Genomic DNA, 18,534 nt, shown 5'->3' on the forward strand with positions numbered 1-18,534 from the left:
GCAATGAAACAGGAAATTGACCACTGCTCAGCGAACTATGATAACGTTAACATTTTGCACAGTTACATACACTGAGAATGACGAAATCGATCAAACATTTGGAGGTAACAATGGAAAACAACGGACTCGGAGGAAAGAGCATTATCCTCAGACTAGAAATGAATACACAAGAAATCAAATTCGGTCAGGTAGCATCCGCCATATTTGAAGCCGGGGGAGACATGGTCGCCATCGACGTCATTCAGGCGAGCGGCCACATTACCGTACGCGATATTACCATTACGGTAACGGACAGCGTCGATATCGGAAAAATTACAGATGCCGTAAAAAATCTAAAAGGCGTCCGGCTCGTCAACGTTTCGGATCGTACCTTCCTGCTGCATCTCGGCGGCAAGATCGAAACCCAGCCCAAAATTCCAATCCAAAACCGCGATGATCTGTCGCGCGTCTATACGCCTGATGTTGCCCGCGTATGTGCAGCCATCCAAGAGGACCCAAAAAAAGCCTTTACACTTACCATTAAAAGAAATACGGTGGCCGTCATCTCGGACGGTAGCGCCGTGCTCGGTTTGGGCAACATCGGGCCTTATGCGGCCATGCCGGTCATGGAAGGAAAGTCGATGCTCTTCAAACAGTTTGCGGGCGTAGACTCCTTCCCGATCTGCCTGGATACCCAGGATACAGAAGAGATTATTGCCTGCATCAAAGCAATGGCTCCGGCTTTTGGCGGCATTAACCTGGAGGATATCTCCTCCCCGCGCTGCTTCGAGATCGAACAACGACTGCGGGATGAGCTGGATATTCCCGTGTTCCACGATGACCAGCACGGCACAGCGGTCGTTCTGTATGCGGCACTGATCAATGCCCTGAAAATTGTCGGAAAATCAATCGATAACGTTAGGATCGTTGTGTGCGGAATCGGCGCTGCGGGCGTGGCATGCAGCAAAATCCTCCTGTCGGCCGGTGTCAAGGACATCATTGGCGTAGACCGCGAGGGAGCGCTGGTTGCTGGAAAAGAATATAGTAATAGTATGTGGCAATGGTACGCAGAGCATACGAATCCGAATAAAGTCGAAGGTACCCTGCGCGAAGTGATCCAAGGTGCCGACGTATTCATCGGCCTCTCTGCCGGCGGGCTCCTGCGTCGTGAGGATGTACAAGCCATGGCTAAAGATCCGATCGTGTTCGCAATGGCTAACCCTACGCCTGAGATTAAGCCGGAAGAGGTCGAGGATATTGTAGGCGTCATTGCAACCGGGCGTTCGGATTATCCGAACCAAATTAACAACGTCCTCTGCTTCCCGGGTATTTTCCGTGCGGCCCTGGACTGCAGAGCGACCACGATTAATGAGGAGATGAAGCTGGCCGCAGCCGAAGCCATCGCATCCGCCGTATCGGATGAGGAACGCAACCCGTCGTATATTATTCCAAGCGTATTTAACCAGAACGTCGTGAAAGCCATTCGTGAGCTTGTCGTGAAAGCGGCGGTAAAAACCGGCGTTGCCCGGAGAATCCCGCGTGAATAAGAAAACCCTCATTCGGAAGTTCAATAAGCAGGCAGCGATATATGAAAGAAACACCAGACAGCGCAGGCTCGGTGAATGGAGACAGCGGCTGCTTCAGGATGTAGAGGGCAACGTGCTTGAAGTAGCTGTCGGCGCCGGCGCGAACTTCCCCTTTTATCATCCCGACATGGTGAACATAACAGCTGTCGATTTCAGTCCCGAGATGTTAAGCCGTGCGCGGCGTATGGCCTCCGAGCTTGGCATTCGGGCCCATTTCCTGGAACGGGATATCGAAACGCTGGAGCTGCCGGAACGTTCCTATGATTGCGTTGTATCTACCCTTTCGCTATGCGGCTATGAAGATCCGGTCAAAGCTTTGAATAAAATCAACCGCTGGGCCAAGCCTGGCGGCCGCGTTTATTTACTGGAGCATGGCATGAGCACGAACCGATTCCTTGGCGTCATGCAGCATCTGATTAACCCTGCAGCACGGCGGATATCCGGCTGTCATTATAATAGGGACATGATCCAGATTGCGAATGCCTCGGAACTGAACATCGTGAAGACGGAACGCTATTGGAACGGCATCGTTCATCTGATCTGGGCGCAGGCAACCTGATCCATTCATTCATTTTGGCCTGTCTGCATAAATTTTAACGTAAGCTCTTATTAATTAATCTGGAGGAACTTGTTATGAACACAAGGCCTGAATCTAATGAATATTTGCCCCTCGCCGAAAAATACGTCTCTCTTGTCCCCGAAGGCCATATTGCCGAAGTTTTGCAGCGCCAGCATGATGAAACGTTACGATCGCTCAGCGATCTGACGGAAGAACAAGCGAATGTTCGCTATGCGGAAGGGAAATGGAGTCTAAAACAGGTGGTCGGACATATCGCCGATGTAGAGCGCTTATGGAACTACCGCATTCTCTACATCGCGCGTGGAGATGCCCGTGAATTCTCGGGGTACGACCGGGAGATTTTTGTCCAAAATTCACCCTTCAGCCATCTTCCGTTACGGGAAGCCCTTAAGGATTATGCTGCCGTTCGGCAGTCTACCATTACGCTGGTTGGAAGCTTAACGGAGGAAGCATTGCTGCGTCAGGGCACATTCAACAATTACCCGCTCTCCGCCCGGGCAGCCGCCTATGTCATTGCCGGTCATGAGCTTCATCACCTGAATATTCTACGGGATAAATATTTAACTTAGTTTATAAGGGGCATCCTTGCACGGCATTTGGCCTGGAAGGATGCCCCTTGGCATGCTGCCGATTCACATTCACTCCCCCTTTAAAAAGGCCTCAAGCTGAGGCCTTTTTTCCTGCCATATTATGTGAATGATTTAGCAGAGCATGGCTGTCTTAACTCCAATTCCACACCTCAATGCGGCCCAAACGGAATCCCCAGAATTCCGACTCCTCCTTCAGCTTCTCCAGCTCCCGCACAGGTCCCGTGACGGTTGCTCCGTAAACTTGAACCCCATTTTTTCTTAAATAAGCCAGACGCTTTGCGTCTTCATCCACACCGTTATATTTGATATTGTTGGTCATCCATTCAACGTCGGCGATCAGCTGCTGCACATCGTCCGATATTCCTGCCTCCGACGAGAAAAAAGTATGCCATGCAGAAAGGAAGTGGTTATCGTCAAACTGATGCCTAGGCCTCAATGTAAGATGGGGAATCGTGTGACCAGCGCTGCTAGAGCTATAATTACCCAGCTTGATTTCCCTCAGTTCACCAGCATAAACAGCCATATTAGTCGCTCTAACATCATAGTCCGACAGGAGTTCCAAGACCTGCTCCGGTGACTTAAGCGTTTGAAGCGAGAAGAATAATTCCGCTACGTTGCCGTCTTCAAGTTTCTCTAACTGGTTCATTGCACCATTCGGATGAGAGGAGTCTGTAATCTTCCCACCCTCCAGCAGCGCAGAGTGCAGAACATAAGGATCCCTTTCATCTCGGTTCAAATAAGGCCCCTGTTCTTCAACTGAATAGGTTAGTTCTCCCCATAACCTCTTCTTCGCGTGAAGCTCTCCGACAATCAACTGCCATTCCCCCACATCCTTATACACTTTCAGCGTTTTCTTCTGGGTGAGGAAGGGCGTCACTTCTACCGAAGACAAGCCGCGTTTATCTACCATAAGTCCACTCTCATGCAATTCAACCGTTGTCATGACAGACCTTAAAAATTTATCGTTCAGGCCAAATTGTTCATGATAGATGTAGACGGCTGAATAATACAAGCCATAAATCAAAAATACCATCAACACAGCTAACAAAGCATTCATAAGCTCCTTCACCCTTGTCCGCCAGGTTATCCGATTCATCACTTCCGTATCCATCTCCTCTCTACCTTCTCATGTAGACAACGGTTTGATCCCGCAAATGTTACGGTAAAATAAGAAAAATCGTTACAGCAGCTGAAGACACGCAGCTACCGTAACGATTCCATATGACGAATATTGTATATTATTTCACTTCAGTGAATGGGGCGTTCTGTCCGTCCCAGCACTCCACATCATCAAGCCCTTTGATGCTATCCTTGGTGAAGACAGGATTCAGGCCTGCCCGCTTCTGCTTCAAGTAATCTTGAAGCGCAGCAAAGGCGGTTCGGGATAGCAGCGTGATAGCCACAAGATTCACAATCACCATCAATCCCATAAACAGGTCAGCCAAATCCCACACCAGCTTCACGCTGGTAACGGAACCGAAGATGACCATGGCCAGCACAGAAGCCCGATAGACCCATATCCATGCCCGATTCGACTTCAAAAACTCGATATTGGTTTCCCCGTAGTAATAATTGCCGATCAGCGTGCTGAACGCAAACAGGAAGACCATAACGGCCAGGAAGTCGGACGCCCATGCCCCCATCTCCATGCCCAGCGCGGCCTGCGTCAGGGCGATTCCATCAAGTCCGGTCTGCTGATAGGCACCGGTAAACAGAATGATGAAGGCGGTGCTTGTACATATGACCAGCGTATCGATCAATACGCCCAGCGCCTGCACCAGCCCTTGCTTGGCTGGATGGCTTGTTGTTGCGGTAGCCGCTGCGTTAGGCGCGCTCCCCATGCCGGCTTCGTTGGAGAACAGCCCTCTTTTGATCCCGTTCATGAGAGCGGCACCGATCGACCCGCCAACAACCTGCTCATAGCCGAACGCGCTTTTGACGATAAGCGCAAAAACTTCCGGCAGCTTGGTGATGTTCGCCAATACGATAAACAGCGCGGCACCGACATATAGGACAGCCAATACCACAACGATCAGCTCCGACATTTTGGCAATCCGCTTCACGCCGCCAAAGATGATAACCGCGAAGATAACCGCCATAATAATGCCGATGGTTAATCGATCGGTTCCGAATGAATTCTCGAAGGCAATCGTAATCGTATTGGATTGAACCGCATTAAAGACAAGACCGAAGGACAAGGTGATCAGGATCGCAAACAACACGCCCATCCACCGTTTCTTTAATCCTTGCTGCATGTAATAAGCGGGACCGCCGCGATAACCACCCGCCCCATCTTTTACTTTATAAATCTGGGCCAGCGTACTCTCGATAAAACTGGATGCCGAACCGATAAGCGCAATAATCCACATCCAGAATACGGCCCCGGGTCCTCCAAGCGAGATGGCCAGAGCCACCCCGGTTATATTCCCTGTCCCGACACGGGCTGCCATACTGATGGCAAATGCCTGAAAAGGCGAAATGCTCCCCTTCGCTTTACTCTTGGGTTCGCGGATGACCCGGAACATCTCGCCGATTAGGCGAAATTGCAGAAACTTGGTCCCCACCGTGAAATACAGGCCAACGGCAATCAGCAATACGATGAGCAGCTTAGACCATAAAAAATCATTAAAGATATTCACTACATGCTGTACAATTTGATCCATAATTCTACCCTCGCTATATAAGTCATCACCCATGGTGTAGGTTTTGTGTAAAATAGTCCACGTTTCATCTAACCATTACTTCCCCTTCCAATACAAGAGGTTAATTGTGGAAAATGCTGCACCTAACCTGGGCGGTTACCTCATTTCTTATTCGTGGCGATCCTTTGTTGATCTCAAGGCGGGATTTTCGAACATTCATATTAAAAAAGACCCTCTCCTCCGCGGGTTTAGCGCAGGGAAAGGGTCTTGTCAGTATGGCAAGGCTGCTACTACAACTTTGCCTTACTATGATGAAGGATTCGTGCCCGTGTAGATCAGAATTGCATCGCGGAGGAATGCTGCCGTTCCGTGCTGCTTCTCATCGTAATGGGCGGTAAAACGCTCATCGTCAACGTACATCTGGGCGAGGCCTGCGTGGGCCTCTTTACTGTAATCGTTCCAATAATAAGTGAGCCAGCGCTTGTGAAGATCGGCCGCCTTCTGAGCCAGCTCACTGGCAGGATCGCCTTGCTTGAACGCTTCGGCCAGCGTCTCGTACAGCTCATCGGCCAGACGCGTTACTTCCTCATGCTGTTCTTGCGTCATATTTTTCAGCTGGGCATTGGATTTATTTACAATCTCATCGCCATACTTCTCGCGAATTTCCTTACCGTATTTCTTCTCATTATCATCAATCAGCTTCTGCTTGAATCCTTCAAATTTCTCTTGGTCACTCATGGTTATTCTCCCTTCGGCGGAGGCGATCGTGTTCTCCACATTGGTAATCAGCAAATCCAATTGCCTTCTTTTGTCTAGGAGCTGCGCATGGTGTTCTTGGAGCGCCTTGGTCCGGTTGAAGGAGGGTGAGGTCATAATCGCTTTGATATCGTCCAATTGAAGTCCGAGCTCCCGGTAAAACAAGATCTGCTGCAATTGATTGACCTCCTCCTGCCCATAGATCCGATATCCCGACGAGTTGATTCTGGCCGGCTTTAGAATACCGATCTCATCGTAATAACGGAGCGTACGGGTACTTATTCCTGCCAACCTTCCAAGCTTCTGCACCGTGTATTCCATGGTTTCTCACCTCCTGACAACATCAATGTACACCTTTACGTAACGTTAAGGTCAACACTCTGTACAGAAAAAAATTATAATTTTCTTAAATAAAAAAGAAACTGAATGTATTCTTAACAGAATATCATCCAGTCTCCCCAACGATCCAATTCAGTATGTTACTCCGTGTCCGCTTCCGTGTCTGCCGCAGGATCTGCTGCTTCATCAGCGTTCGTATGCTTCTCGTTCACCCACTGCTTCAACGGCTCGGTCATTTGATCCTTCAGCTTCTGAATCAATTGATCCTCCGTAATCCCCTTCGCGGCCGCGATCTCGGCTAGCGACTGCCCTTCCTTCATTTCTGCCTTCAGCTCGTCCTCCGACAGTCCGAGCAAAGCCGCGATTTCCTCCGGTTTACCGAATTTGCCGAAGCCTTGGCCGCCTTTGCCATGGCCTTTTCCAAAACCGGCTTCGCTGCTCTCCACGATTTGAGTAAGGCGGTCGCTCAGCCCCTCTTTCCACTCGGCTGCTTCGGTTTCCGTAATGCTGCCTTCACTCAGGCGTTCATCAATCTTGGCGGTTTCCAGAACGATCAGCTTCTGAACGAACACAGATTGGGTCATTCCTTTGCCTTTAGCAATTTCGGCAAACGTGCTGCCCGCTTCAAGCGCTGTGCGAATCTCTGCCTCCGTGAGCCCAAGAACTTCGGCCGTCTCTTTGACGATGTTGCCGCCGCGAGGACCGCCACCCTTACGTTCCATCCACTTTCCATCTCGGTTCTTGCCTGCATCGGCAGCTGAAGAGCCTGTCCCCGTCTGTCCATCCTCGGATACCGAGGCGGAAGCGTCTGTGCTCGTCGCGGCAAAAGCTTTGCTCTGAAGATACCCGGCTCCCCCTAGCACAATCGCTGCTGCCATACTGCTTACTAATACTTTTTTACTTATCGGATTCATCGTCATCTCTCCTTCTAGGTTCATGGTTTGTCTTACAATTTGAAGTATAGAGAGGGAATCTGAAAGTAAACTTAAGGGAACGTTATGCCAGGCTTAGGCTCAGCTGAAGGTTTGCTGAATGCCAGAAGACGCGCTGCTCCCTGTGCACACGATGGGTGGCCCTGGGCATGCTTCGAGACGCTAAATACCGCGTTCACCTCGGAGCGTAAACGCAGCTTGCATCCATTCTCTATCGAAAAGACAACGTGGGGTAGGAGGCCAGCTTGCGAACCGTCAGCCACAAGGATAAGAGGAGAATCAGCTCGAATACGTTCGTGGCAGCCGAACTTTCGATCGGAATTGGAATGGCGCTCCCGGCAGCCATCAGCACCGTACCGATGAACAACAGCGGCGTCTTTTTCCTCCGCCATACGATAACGCCTGCCATCAGCAAAGGGATCAGGATCAGGATGACCATGAGCGGCGGCCCCGCGGATTCGCTCGGAACGTAGCGAAGCGCTCCGTATTCCATGGATGGCTGGAGCTTAAGCGGCAGCGTCTCCGTCATCACCTCAAGCGCGATTAGAGCTGCAGTGAGAAGCCAGGCTCCCCATGCGGCGGCTTGCCTGCTGGCCCAAGGGCTTCCTGTCTTGCGGATCAGATCGAACGACACGAGCACAAGCAGCGGCGTTGCCAACGCATGCACCCAGAAACGGGTAACGTTCAGCCCCTCCAGCAGATCTCCCTCCCCGATGTATTTCCCGATACCGATCACGCCGTTATCCCAAGCCAGTCCGGCCGTCACGATCAGCAGCAAATACCGAAGACCCGGCGAAGAATCACGCTTCAACAGCACACACCCATACAGAAGCAGCGCAGCATATACAACGGCCAAGCCCAAATACAGTACAGAATCCATGGTCCATATCTCCTTTCATCTTAACTCCTCACGATCGGATTTTGATTGATCCTGTTGCAGCACGTACTGATAGGTTTTATACCCGTTAGTCCGCCATCCTAACCCAAGTGTATGTATATGAAGCAGGGGGGACTAACGATGTGGATATTTTTAATGGAGTCACGAAGAAGGATCCTCTGTCCAGCGCAAAAAAAACGCCGGAGACATCCCTCTCCAGCGGTTTTTATTCGTAGATCCTTCGCGATTTCATATAGAATTCCATGCTTTCAACCCACTCGGTCAATCGTCTGACTTCCCCTACTCTTCCGCTTCCGAAATGGCACGACGGGCAAGATTCGTCAGCACGACATCGTCCATGGGCGGATTATGAAGACCCGCCCGAACATCCCTGTACATTCGTTCCAATGGAAGCTGCCGGGAGAGACTCAACCCTCCAACGATCCGCATCGCATGATCGACAATCCGGAGCGCTGCATTGGTCACAACATATTTAGCAAGACCCAGCTCAGGCTTAAGCGCAGCGCGATTCTCCACTTCCTTGTCCCAGCGGTCGGCGGTTTGATACAAATAACTCCGGGCCGTAAGCAGGTCCACTTCGATTTCGGCGATATGTCTTTGGATATTCGGCAATTTGGCAATGGGGACCGTCAAGGAGTTCGGTTTATGATGACGGGAAAAATCGATGGCAAAATTGCGCGCGGCATAAGCAATCCCCATATAACATGCCGGTATGTGAAGCAGAATGCCTTCCGTCGGCACGGGAAATTCAGGTTTCTCATAATCGGGTCCACGAATGACCTCCGCCTCCGGCACGAAGACGTCCTCCAGAATCATGTCATGGCTTCCCGTTGCACGCATGCCCATCGTATTCCAGGTTTCCTCGACCTTGACCCCGGGTCCACTTCGAACGAGGAATGCACCAACCTTCTCGCTATGCTCGATACCGGCCGTAACCACAAACTGCTTCAAGATCGGGCTTAACGTGCTGAAGGTTTTGCGTCCGGTAATGCGCCAGCCGCCCGACACTCGCCGTGCCGTGGTCTCCGGCCTTCCACCCCGGCTGGGACTTCCTGTTGCAGGTTCGCTCGCCAGTTCATTAATGAGCACGCCTTCAGCTACAACGTCCTTGCACAGCCTCTCAAATAAAGGCTCCGGCCAAGCCCCGGATAGGCGCAGCTGGAGGATTTGCCCGATATGCCAACCGACCGCCAGCGCCGTAGAGCCGTCACCTCTGGCGAGTCGTTCCTGGGCAAGCACCATTTCGTATACGGAGGCTTCTTCTCCTCCAAAGGATGCCGGTACGGTCAGCTTCAGATAACCCGACTCCTTCAGGTCATCAAAATTCTCGAACGGAAACGATCCTTCCAAATCGTGCCGAGGAGCTCTTTCCGCGAATTTTGCCCCAAGCTTATCGGCCCGAGCTGCGATCATGGCTTCGCGTTCATTACGTATGAATGGATCTGTGGAACCGGATCGATTCAAGTTCGTCCCCTCCTTGCTAACCCTTGTATTCCGATGGATATATACTTAAAATTGTAGCAACCCTATTTTAGGGTGTCAATGAAGGGGATCACCGATCGCCGCTCCCCCTTTAGTTCGGATATATCCAGTGTATGAATTCCGAATCCTCGTGACTCTTCTGGAATCCCAGTTTAAGCAAAACATGCTGAGAAGCCGTATTTCCGGGTTCGCATCTCGCGATGATGGATTTGACGTCCCGCTGACGAGAAGCCCAACCCAATAGTTTTTGCGCCGCTTCATGACAGTACCCTTGCCGCTGATGGCTTGGATTGGTGGCAAAGCCGATTTCGATTCTGCCCTCCGGATCAGGCTCTCCCAGAAATCCGATGCCGCCGACAATATCGCGCGTAGCTTTGTCCACGATAATCCATGAGTCAAAGCCCCGACTGCCATTATTCTTGATCAACAATTCCCGAAAAAAAGGCAATGCCTCATAAAAGTCGGGTCCCGGCCATTCGCCGTTACTATGGTAGCCTAAATCCTCGAATGCCTTCGGATCTCGGCGCGCCGCCGCGTCGATCAAATCCAGATCCAATGTTCTAAGCAGTAAACGCTTTGTTTCCAGTTCCATAATGTGGTTCACCTGTCCTTCTCAAGATTTTGATTATTTCTATTAGAAAACATAAAAAGACGGAAAATGAACTCGAGTCATTCTCCGCCTCTATATGAAGTCTATGTGCTAATTGCATCCATAAGAAAAACATCCATCGACGCACTTCATAGAAGACAGCCCGCGTTTAGAAGAAGTTTTTCTTGCGATTATCGAATGGTTCAGCTTCGCTGAAAACTTACAAATTCAATAATCTAATAAAAAAACCGCGCTGCAGAAGCAACGCGGATACAAGACGCAATAGGATAGACTACCCAAGGCTTCCTTGATCTCCGCAGTTCTTAACTCCTCCATATCCGGCCGAAGAATGCACCTTGAACTAAACCTAGCCAATTGCGGCTATGTCAGGCGTTCCTCAGAACCTATAGGTTCAAACAAAGTTAAGAACAACAAATCTCTCCTTAAAGTAGGTTTTACATATTGTACCTATTATCAGATGAGCGCGTCAAGCTGTATAGACCCCTTCTGATAATAAGTCTACATCGCGTTCTCTGTCAGAAATGAAGCAATGGCTTCATTAACTTCATCCGGGTTATCCAAATTCGTTGCATGGTGAGCATTCCGGATGATTTTCAATCGTGAATTCGCAATTCTATTCCGCATGAACTCCTGCTGCCTTCGGATCATCGTGTCGCTCTCACCCTGAAGAAGCAAGGTTGGACAATGAATCTTATACAGATCCTGCGTACTGTCCATCCGGGTCACCGCATCCCATATCCGAACCCAGTTGGAATGCGGGATGGATCGAAAGGCTTTCTCTATATAAGCTTGATTGTTCTTGTTATACTTGGATAGCATTTTCCCCTGCATTTTTCCCGATAAGGACATCGGCATCAAGTAACTTGACCAGCGATTCAGCGGCACGAACATTCGCTCATACCAATTGAACGCATTCGTGAACGGCGTACCGATCAGTACCAGGGCTGCAACCTTCTCAGGATAGCGAACGGCAGTCTGCAGTGAAATATGCCCGCCCAGGGACAGCCCGCAAAGAATCGCTTTTTCAATCCCCAGTCCGCTTAGCAAATCCGCCAGATCCCTGCTGAAATCCTCCGAATCCACCTTTCCGCCCGGCAAAGAAGACGAACCATGCCCCCGAACATCCCACACCACGGTTTGATACTGACGTGAGAAATAATCGACTTGCGGCCGCCATTGCTCATGATTCCATGAGGCACCATGCGTAAAAACCAGCGGCTTTCCTTCTCCCTTTACTTCATAGTACAGATCGACTTCCCTTCCTTTGAAAATCGGCATCTAACCATCCTCCTTGCTATATTTGAATTATTGCGTACCGGCATTCCGTAACGGATCAAATATCACCTGAAAGCACTCATCAAACAGTTCCTCCAGCGTTCGGTTTGACTCTTTAATCCAGATCATCATAGCCCCGCTGATGGCGGCTTGCAGTACCCGGCTAACCATCGCCACGTCGCATTCTGCGATTTCTTTGTTCGTAATCGCCTGGCTCAGCATCTGCCGGGTAAACTCATCGATCAGCTGCAGTCGGTACCGGGTCTTCTCCATCAAATCGGGGTCATTCGTCCCTTCCAGATAGAAGGAAGTATGGTTAGCCAATTCAACGGGATCTTTCATATGTAAAACCGCATGCTTGAATACGGCCTTTAGTGCATCAAGTCTAGATTGATCGGATAGGCTAGCCTCCTGAAAGGCATTCCTGGTTAATTCAATGACATAATCGCTGTAAGCCAGGAACAAATTCTTCTTCGAACCGAATCGCTTCATTAAGGCTGCCGGTGAAATATTCACTTCATGCGTGATGTCGGTTAATGCTGCTTGTCCGTATCCTTTTTTGCACAATGCCCGGTAGACACCGTAGAAGATAGCCTCATCTTGAAACTCGCGAGGTCTTACCATGTTTAATCTCCTCTTCCTGATTAGTGAATGATCATTCACTAATCATTGTTTCATAAACCTTCTCCAATGTAAACCGTGAAATGCCTAGAGGTGAAATTGAGCGTCAAAATACGGCCTGGCTCCGGCAAAAAAGCCCTGTTCATCACTACCGGTCCGTTCCGGTGCGTTAATCCGGCGCCATTTTTAATAGAAAAACGCAACTTCTGTATACTCTTGGAGCGAATTAACCTCTATACTGACAGTAGAAGGAAACCATAATCTAGGAGGAGCTGAGCACATTGCGTACCAAATTCATTTACCAGGCACCTGCAAACGGTTATCCCGAATGGAATAATAATCCGAATATTTTTCAACTGAACCGTCACAAAGCCCATGCTTACATGATGACGTTCCCGTCGGAGTCTGAGGCGCTGAACCGTGCCCACTCCATGTCCCCCTGGTATCAGTCATTGAACGGGATGTGGAAGTTTTCGTTTGCCGAAACCCCTGACAAGCGCATTCAACATTTCTACGAGGCCGATTATGATTCCGGCAGCTGGGCCGATATGCCCGTCCCTTCCCATTGGCAGCTTCAAGGCTATGACTATCCTCAATATACCAATGTTAGATACCCCTGGTCCGAATCGGAGCCTGAATTGAAAGCCCCCTTCGCGCCAACGCGATACAATCCCGTAGGCTCCTACATCCGTAAATTCACGGTGCCGGACACTTGGAAGGAACAGCCCGTGTATATAAGCTTCCAAGGTGTTGAATCCGCTTTCTATGTATGGGTGAACGGCGAGATGGTCGGATACAGCGAAGATACGTTTACGCCGGCCGAGTTCGATATTACGCCCTATCTGATCGATGGCGAGAATAAATTGGCTGTAGAAGTGTATCGCTGGTGTGACGCGAGTTGGCTGGAGGATCAGGATTTCTGGAGGCTTAGCGGGATCTTCCGTGAAGTCTACCTCTATTCGGTCCCTGCCGTCCATATCTCCGATTTCTTCGTGCGGCCAGTTCTTGATGAAGAATATCGGGATGCCGAGCTGGAGATCGATGCAACCGTTACGAATTACTTTAATGAAACCATCGATAAGGACAAGCTTCAGCTTGAGGCGCTTCTATACGACCAGGACCGTCAGCTGGTTCGGAAACAAACGCTCACCATAGCGGATTACATTATGGAGGAGAGCACCTTCACCCTGAGTATGAACGTCCCCGAACCAAGAAAATGGAGCGCGGAATCACCTTATTTGTACACCGTCGTTCTGGCATTGAAGGATACGGATGGAGTTTGCCGCGGAGCCGTAAGCTGCCGCACCGGCTTCCGCCGCTTCGAGCTGAAGGACGGATTGATGCGGATTAATGGTCAGCGCATTCTATTCAAAGGCGTGAACCGGCATGAATTCTCCCCCGATACCGGACGGGCGCTTAGCCGCGAAGACATGATCACCGATATTGAGCTGATGAAGACGCATAACATTAATGCGGTACGGACCTCACATTACCCGAATCAATCCGCATGGTATGACCTCTGCGATGAATATGGCTTATATGTGATCGATGAGACGAATCTGGAGACGCACGGAACATGGGAGTACGGGCAGCAGGAGCTGAAAGAAACGGTCCCCGGCAGCAAGCTCGAGTGGCGCGACAATGTTTTGGATCGCTGCAATTCGATGTTTCAACGAGACAAGAATCACCCTTCCGTCATCATCTGGTCGCTTGGCAATGAATCCTTCGGGGGCGACAACTTCATTGCGATGCACGATTTCCTGAAGGAGGCCGATCCGTCGCGGCTCGTTCATTATGAAGGGATCTTCCATTACAGGGCGTCCGAGGCGGCCAGCGATATGGAATCCACCATGTATGCAAAACCCCAGGAAGTGGAGAAGTATGCAATCAGCAACCCGAGCAAGCCTTACATCATTTGCGAATACAGTCACGCGATGGGCAATTCCTGCGGCGGGCTTCACCTGTATTGGGAGCTGTTTGAGAAGTATGACATTTTACAGGGAGCCTTTATATGGGACTGGATTGATCAAGCGATTCGCACCCAAACGGCCGACGGTATCGAATATTTAGCGTATGGCGGGGATTTCAACGAAAGGCCGCATGACGGCAATTTCAGCGGAAACGGCCTGATCTTCGCGGACCGCAGCAAAACCCCCAAGCTGGACGAAGTAAAAAAATGCTACCAGAACGTCAAATTCGAATGTTTGGACGCTGCTGCTGGTCGGATTCGGGTCAGCAACCGTTTCTTGTTTACCAATCTCGAACAGTATCTTGTAAAGTGGGACGTAACGCTAAACGGAGAAGTCAGCCAATCCGGCACGCTCCAGCTCTCGCTCCAGCCTGGTGAGCAAACGGATATCGAGATTCCGTATTCCCCTATAGAGGACGGTGGAAAAGAAGCGGTTCTCACCGTCTCCCTGGTTCGGAAGGAGAGCGCCAAGTGGGCACCTGCAGGACATGAAGAGGCTTGGGAGCAATTTGTGCTGACGCCGTATATAGCGGATCAACCGGAAACAGACGCTCTTTCAAGCGCGAAGGCTCTGGAAGTTACCAAGTCGGATGAAGAGCTTCGCATCACGAGTCCTGCCGTTTCGTTACGCTTCCACCTTGGCACCGGCGATCTGACATCCTATGCGCTGTTCGGCAAGGAATGCCTGCTGGCACCGGCCAGACCGAATTTCTGGCGGGCCGTCACCGATAACGATCTCGGCAACCGGCTCCCTGAACGCTGCGGCGTGTGGAGAACGGCCCATGATCAGCGAAAACTGCTGTCCCTGCGCTGGCATGCGGAAGGTCCTGTCGTCGTGGTCTCCAGCCACTATCAAATCGAAACGACTCCCATATCCGGACTGACCTTGGAGTATCGAATCTTCCCGGATGGAACCATCCGCGTGCAAGAAACCTTTGTTCCGGGCAGCGGCCTGCCTGACATTCCGGAAATCGGGATGCTGTTCTTGCTGGATAAAGGTCTCGATGTTCTCAGCTGGTACGGGCGGGGTCCTCATGACAGCTATTGGGACCGGAAGACAGGAGCCAAAATCGGTCGATATACGGGCATGGTAGCCGATCAGTTCGTTCCTTATCTGAGACCTCAAGAATGCGGGAACAAAACGGATGTCCGCTTCGCGAGCCTTACCGAAGGAAACAGCGGGGAAGGTCTGCGGTTCGAAAGCTCCTCCCTCATGGAGCTGTGCGCCCTGCTGTGGACGCCGGATGAACTCGAGGGCAGCGACCATGTGTACAAGCTCCCGCCAAGCGATAAAACCGTCCTCCGCATCAACTACAAACAAATGGGCGTAGGCGGCGACGACAGCTGGGGAGCGCCAATCCATAAAGAGTTCACGCTGCCCGCGAACCGTACGTACAGCTTCGGCTTTACGATGGGGGCGGCACGCTGAACCCTCTAATATAGTACAAATGCAAAAAGAGCAGCTTCTGAAGATCGAAGCTGCTCTTTTTGCTATAGCTATCTTTCCGCGATCATGAATTCAGATCAACGGTTTTGTTAATATCCGAGTCGCCCTCCGGCTCTTGGCCCACCATTTTCTTGAAGAAGGCTTTCACCGTTTTGGTTTTGTTTCCGGTTTCCCAATACTCTGCGGTGTCCGTATCCACCTTGATCAGAATAATGTTGGGATCGTCGTAAGACGTCTGCAGAAACTTCTCATATGCCGCGTTCCAGAGCTCCTTTTTCCGCTCAACATCATCCACGACTTGGGCCGTTCCCCGAATCGATACGTAGGATTTACCGACATAAGCGACATTTACGTTGGGATTGGCCATAATTTCTTGATATTTGCTGGTATCCCTTTTCGTTAAAAACCACAAATCGCCGTCGAATTCGATATCCTGCGTTTGCATCGGTCTGGAATTGATCCCGCCCTCCGATATCGTGGAGAACATCGCCGTTTCGATATCCTTGATAATATCCTTTACGGTCTCAACCGCTTCCTGGTTCACTACGGTTCCGTTTGACATCTCAATCACCCCATCCTTGTATTTAGTCTCTATTTACACTTCCCCAAAATAAGTTAAACGATGAATCCTTTAGAACTCCGTTTTCCTTTGAAAGTCATCCATTATGATTAGACAAAGTTTTAACCGTCGCCTGCACCAAAAAAAGCCGGAAGCTGCCAGCGCAGTCCGACTTTTTTTGGTGCATCGATTCGTTGTGAAGCTTACTTCTTCTTTGTACCTTGCGCCACACTATGAGCGCGCTTTGAATTCAAGCGCGTAAATAGATGAAGGTCGTAACAGGTGCCCCCGCTGCCATGCCTCTGCCGGCACTTTACTTTCCTGGCACACGATATGATCCGGCCGGAATACGGAGTTGATGTCATCATAAGAATCGCCGGTGATTTCATAAAGGGTCGTTTCCCGGGAAGCCTCGAAAGCCTGCAAATCCAGTACGGCCGTTACCTCCTCCAGGCTGCGGTTAACGATAAATACGGTGACTTGGCTGCCGTCGTCATTCGTCCCGGCCACAATGTCCAGTTCCGGAAGCGCATCAAGTTCCATAGGCGTCTCTTTGTTTGATGCCACGGAGAAAGTGCCGCATTCCGCTTGGACGGGGAGAAGACGACGGACGTCGCGATTCGCGTAAAGCTTTAACACTTCATAGGTTGGCGTCCCGTATATCGTGAGCGGAAGCCCGCTCCATCCGGGCTCCTTGCCGCAATACTGATCCGCGTAGTAGTCCCCGACCCGTATGCATCCTCCGAGCCAGCCATTCACAAGATCGGAGAAGCTGCCGATATGCACCATGTCGCTGCAGCGAATCATTTCGTTTAGGTTGGCGGCATTGGCCACCGCGGCACCTAATGTATGCTCGTTCGGCAGCCCTTTTCGCACCGTATTTGGATAGTACATCGTGTTGTATTCGGTGATCGCCAGCTTCACATGACTATGCTTCGACTGGGATCGGATCAACTCCGTTGTCTTCCGGATATGGTGCCGGGTCCACTCGGGATAAGAGGCAATCGCTTTATAGCGTTCCTCTGCCGGTGTATCCCGGTTCATGCCGAAGGGGCCATAGCCGTGATATAAATGCAGCGTCAAGTAGTCCATATACTCGCCGGCCAGATCCAGCACGGTCCGGTTCCATTCCTGCTCGTAATGCCCGCAGGCCAGCAGCACGATGGAAGCGTCCGCCTCCTTCATGGCCTTGGCAAACGATATGGTCCGCTTCGCAAACTGTTCTGCCGTACAAGTGCCGACCTGCCATTGGCCCCATACCTCATTGCCGATCTCCCAATACTTCACGTTGTATGGCTCAGGGAAACCGTTTCGGGCACGCAAAGCGCCCATAGGTGTATCCACACTCCCATTGCAGTATTCGATCCACTGCGCAGCTTCTTCAGGGGCACCCGATCCATCATTCACGCAAATCAGGGGCTCCACCTGCAGCTCTCGGCAAAAACGGATGAATTCGTCCGTGCCGAAATATTTGCTGGTCCATCCTCCCCAGGCTTCGTTGTACATGACCGGTCTCTCCAGAACCGGACCGATGCCATGCTCCCAGTGGTAAGCGCTGATGTAATTGCCTGCGAGCCTCATCATGCCCGCATTCAGCCCTCTCGTCATCTCGATCACTTCACGCTTTACCATCGCGATGCTATCGATCGGCAGCAGGGACACGTGATCGATCCAGAGCATGCCGGTGGAGACGTGATCGATCCACCTTGGATGCTCAGCCGGAACATATACCCGGATCTCGGCATCGCTGCAAGCGCGTGTTATAGACAGCTCACCCGCATATTCATGCCAGTTGTGGCTGCCGAGCTCCACGCGAAGCTGTCCAAGCGATTCTTCCGTACGCCGGTCCACGGCTTCGACCATCGCGTATTGAAGCTCGATGGAAGCGCGGGCAACAATCCGGACCGTATACTTCATCGGGCCCTTTAATGCCGCTTTCTGAGCGATGCCGGCATAGGCTTCATCATCGCTCAGGATCCGGATGCGCTGGGCACGTCCCGAATGCCGGGGCGCCGGGGCTTCCATGGCGTACCCGGTGTTGCGCCCGTTGGTATAAGCGCGCCAGCTTCCCGATACCGGCGTCTTGGTCTCCGGCTCGCTTTCAAAATCCATGTCCCTCAGTGGAAACGCAAGCATCGCCTCCATATGATCCCGAATATCCTCCACAAAATGACCGAACAGATACGGATTAATCTCATGCTCGCTCTTTCGGCTGCAATCAATGGTAATCGTTGCGTTCGTTTTCAACATAAAACCTCCCAAAGGAATT

At 51.0% G+C, this 18,534-nt stretch carries 15 protein-coding genes; 4 read left to right on the forward strand and 11 right to left on the reverse strand.

The window, feature by feature from the left end; genetic code table 11:
• The first annotated feature begins 110 nt into the window (after positions 1-110).
• From ACQKPA_RS10525 to ACQKPA_RS10535, 3 genes are all read left to right on the forward strand, one after another.
• Positions 111-1,526: an NAD-dependent malic enzyme gene (locus tag ACQKPA_RS10525; protein ID WP_427491948.1), complete on the forward strand. Its 1,416-nt coding sequence runs from the start codon at positions 111-113 to the stop codon at positions 1,524-1,526.
• Positions 1,519-2,124: a class I SAM-dependent methyltransferase gene (locus tag ACQKPA_RS10530; RefSeq protein ID WP_427491951.1), complete on the forward strand. Its 606-nt coding sequence runs from the start codon at positions 1,519-1,521 to the stop codon at positions 2,122-2,124. Before ACQKPA_RS10525 ends, ACQKPA_RS10530 begins: the two co-directional genes overlap by 8 nt.
• Before the next feature lie 74 nt (positions 2,125-2,198).
• Positions 2,199-2,714: a DinB family protein gene (locus ACQKPA_RS10535; RefSeq protein ID WP_427491953.1), complete on the forward strand. Its 516-nt coding sequence runs from the start codon at positions 2,199-2,201 to the stop codon at positions 2,712-2,714.
• A 151-nt stretch (positions 2,715-2,865) separates the two neighbouring features.
• Here the strand turns inward: ACQKPA_RS10535 and ACQKPA_RS10540 are convergent, their stop codons facing one another.
• From ACQKPA_RS10540 to ACQKPA_RS10580, 9 genes are all read right to left on the reverse strand, one after another.
• A complete protein-coding gene (locus ACQKPA_RS10540; RefSeq protein ID WP_427492772.1) occupies positions 2,866-3,831 on the reverse strand; it encodes an anti sigma factor C-terminal domain-containing protein in 966 nt (321 codons plus the stop codon).
• Between the two features lie 142 nt (positions 3,832-3,973).
• The gene (locus ACQKPA_RS10545; RefSeq protein WP_427491955.1) at positions 3,974-5,398 is read right to left on the reverse strand and encodes an alanine/glycine:cation symporter family protein; all 1,425 of its coding nucleotides are present in this window, start codon (positions 5,396-5,398) and stop codon (positions 3,974-3,976) included.
• A 285-nt stretch (positions 5,399-5,683) separates the two neighbouring features.
• Entirely contained in the window at positions 5,684-6,454 is a 771-nt protein-coding gene (locus ACQKPA_RS10550) for a MerR family transcriptional regulator (protein WP_427491957.1), read from the reverse strand.
• A 158-nt stretch (positions 6,455-6,612) separates the two neighbouring features.
• The gene (locus ACQKPA_RS10555; RefSeq protein ID WP_427491959.1) at positions 6,613-7,386 is read right to left on the reverse strand and encodes a hypothetical protein; all 774 of its coding nucleotides are present in this window, start codon (positions 7,384-7,386) and stop codon (positions 6,613-6,615) included.
• A gap of 229 nt (positions 7,387-7,615) precedes the next feature.
• Positions 7,616-8,284 carry a hypothetical protein gene (locus ACQKPA_RS10560; protein WP_427491961.1) on the reverse strand — a complete coding sequence of 223 codons (669 nt, stop codon included), beginning with the start codon at positions 8,282-8,284 and terminating at the stop codon, positions 7,616-7,618.
• 297 nt (positions 8,285-8,581) lie between these two features.
• Positions 8,582-9,766 (reverse strand): acyl-CoA dehydrogenase family protein, encoded by a 1,185-nt coding sequence (locus ACQKPA_RS10565; RefSeq protein WP_427491963.1) that lies wholly within the window; start codon positions 9,764-9,766, stop codon positions 8,582-8,584.
• A 109-nt stretch (positions 9,767-9,875) separates the two neighbouring features.
• The gene (locus tag ACQKPA_RS10570; RefSeq protein ID WP_427492774.1) at positions 9,876-10,379 is read right to left on the reverse strand and encodes a GNAT family N-acetyltransferase; all 504 of its coding nucleotides are present in this window, start codon (positions 10,377-10,379) and stop codon (positions 9,876-9,878) included.
• A gap of 513 nt (positions 10,380-10,892) precedes the next feature.
• Complete coding sequence (locus ACQKPA_RS10575; protein WP_427491965.1) at positions 10,893-11,672, reverse strand: alpha/beta fold hydrolase; 780 nt, start codon at positions 11,670-11,672, stop codon at positions 10,893-10,895.
• Between the two features lie 27 nt (positions 11,673-11,699).
• Positions 11,700-12,293 (reverse strand): TetR/AcrR family transcriptional regulator, encoded by a 594-nt coding sequence (locus ACQKPA_RS10580; RefSeq protein ID WP_427491968.1) that lies wholly within the window; start codon positions 12,291-12,293, stop codon positions 11,700-11,702.
• Between the two features lie 278 nt (positions 12,294-12,571).
• Between ACQKPA_RS10580 and ACQKPA_RS10585 the strand changes: the two genes are divergently transcribed.
• Positions 12,572-15,688 (forward strand): glycoside hydrolase family 2 TIM barrel-domain containing protein, encoded by a 3,117-nt coding sequence (locus ACQKPA_RS10585; RefSeq protein ID WP_427491970.1) that lies wholly within the window; start codon positions 12,572-12,574, stop codon positions 15,686-15,688.
• Positions 15,689-15,770: 82 nt separating this feature from the next.
• On the opposite strand, the gene ACQKPA_RS10590 is transcribed toward ACQKPA_RS10585, so the two are convergent.
• The gene (locus tag ACQKPA_RS10590; protein ID WP_427491972.1) at positions 15,771-16,268 is read right to left on the reverse strand and encodes a pyridoxamine 5'-phosphate oxidase family protein; all 498 of its coding nucleotides are present in this window, start codon (positions 16,266-16,268) and stop codon (positions 15,771-15,773) included.
• Between the two features lie 228 nt (positions 16,269-16,496).
• Positions 16,497-18,512: an alpha-L-arabinofuranosidase C-terminal domain-containing protein gene (locus ACQKPA_RS10595; protein ID WP_427492776.1), complete on the reverse strand. Its 2,016-nt coding sequence runs from the start codon at positions 18,510-18,512 to the stop codon at positions 16,497-16,499.
• Positions 18,513-18,534 lie beyond the last annotated feature (22 nt).

It is taken from the genome of Paenibacillus sp. NPDC093718 (assembly GCF_050279985.1).
Classification (GTDB): domain Bacteria; phylum Bacillota; class Bacilli; order Paenibacillales; family Paenibacillaceae; genus Paenibacillus_AQ.

Excerpts from the sequence above, each read along its gene's own strand:
- ACQKPA_RS10550 (WP_427491957.1), bottom strand. The coding sequence starts at position 6,454 with ATGGAATACACGGTGCAGAAGCTTGGAAGGTTGGCAGGAATAAGTACC.
- ACQKPA_RS10590 (WP_427491972.1), bottom strand. The coding sequence starts at position 16,268 with ATGTCAAACGGAACCGTAGTGAACCAGGAAGCGGTTGAGACCGTAAAG.
- ACQKPA_RS10540 (WP_427492772.1), bottom strand. The coding sequence starts at position 3,831 with ATGAATCGGATAACCTGGCGGACAAGGGTGAAGGAGCTTATGAATGCT.
- ACQKPA_RS10560 (WP_427491961.1), bottom strand. The coding sequence starts at position 8,284 with ATGGATTCTGTACTGTATTTGGGCTTGGCCGTTGTATATGCTGCGCTG.
- ACQKPA_RS10545 (WP_427491955.1), bottom strand. The coding sequence starts at position 5,398 with ATGGATCAAATTGTACAGCATGTAGTGAATATCTTTAATGATTTTTTA.
- ACQKPA_RS10575 (WP_427491965.1), bottom strand. The coding sequence starts at position 11,672 with ATGCCGATTTTCAAAGGAAGGGAAGTCGATCTGTACTATGAAGTAAAG.
- ACQKPA_RS10580 (WP_427491968.1), bottom strand. The coding sequence starts at position 12,293 with ATGGTAAGACCTCGCGAGTTTCAAGATGAGGCTATCTTCTACGGTGTC.
- ACQKPA_RS10525 (WP_427491948.1), top strand. The coding sequence starts at position 111 with ATGGAAAACAACGGACTCGGAGGAAAGAGCATTATCCTCAGACTAGAA.
- ACQKPA_RS10535 (WP_427491953.1), top strand. The coding sequence starts at position 2,199 with ATGAACACAAGGCCTGAATCTAATGAATATTTGCCCCTCGCCGAAAAA.
- ACQKPA_RS10555 (WP_427491959.1), bottom strand. The coding sequence starts at position 7,386 with ATGAATCCGATAAGTAAAAAAGTATTAGTAAGCAGTATGGCAGCAGCG.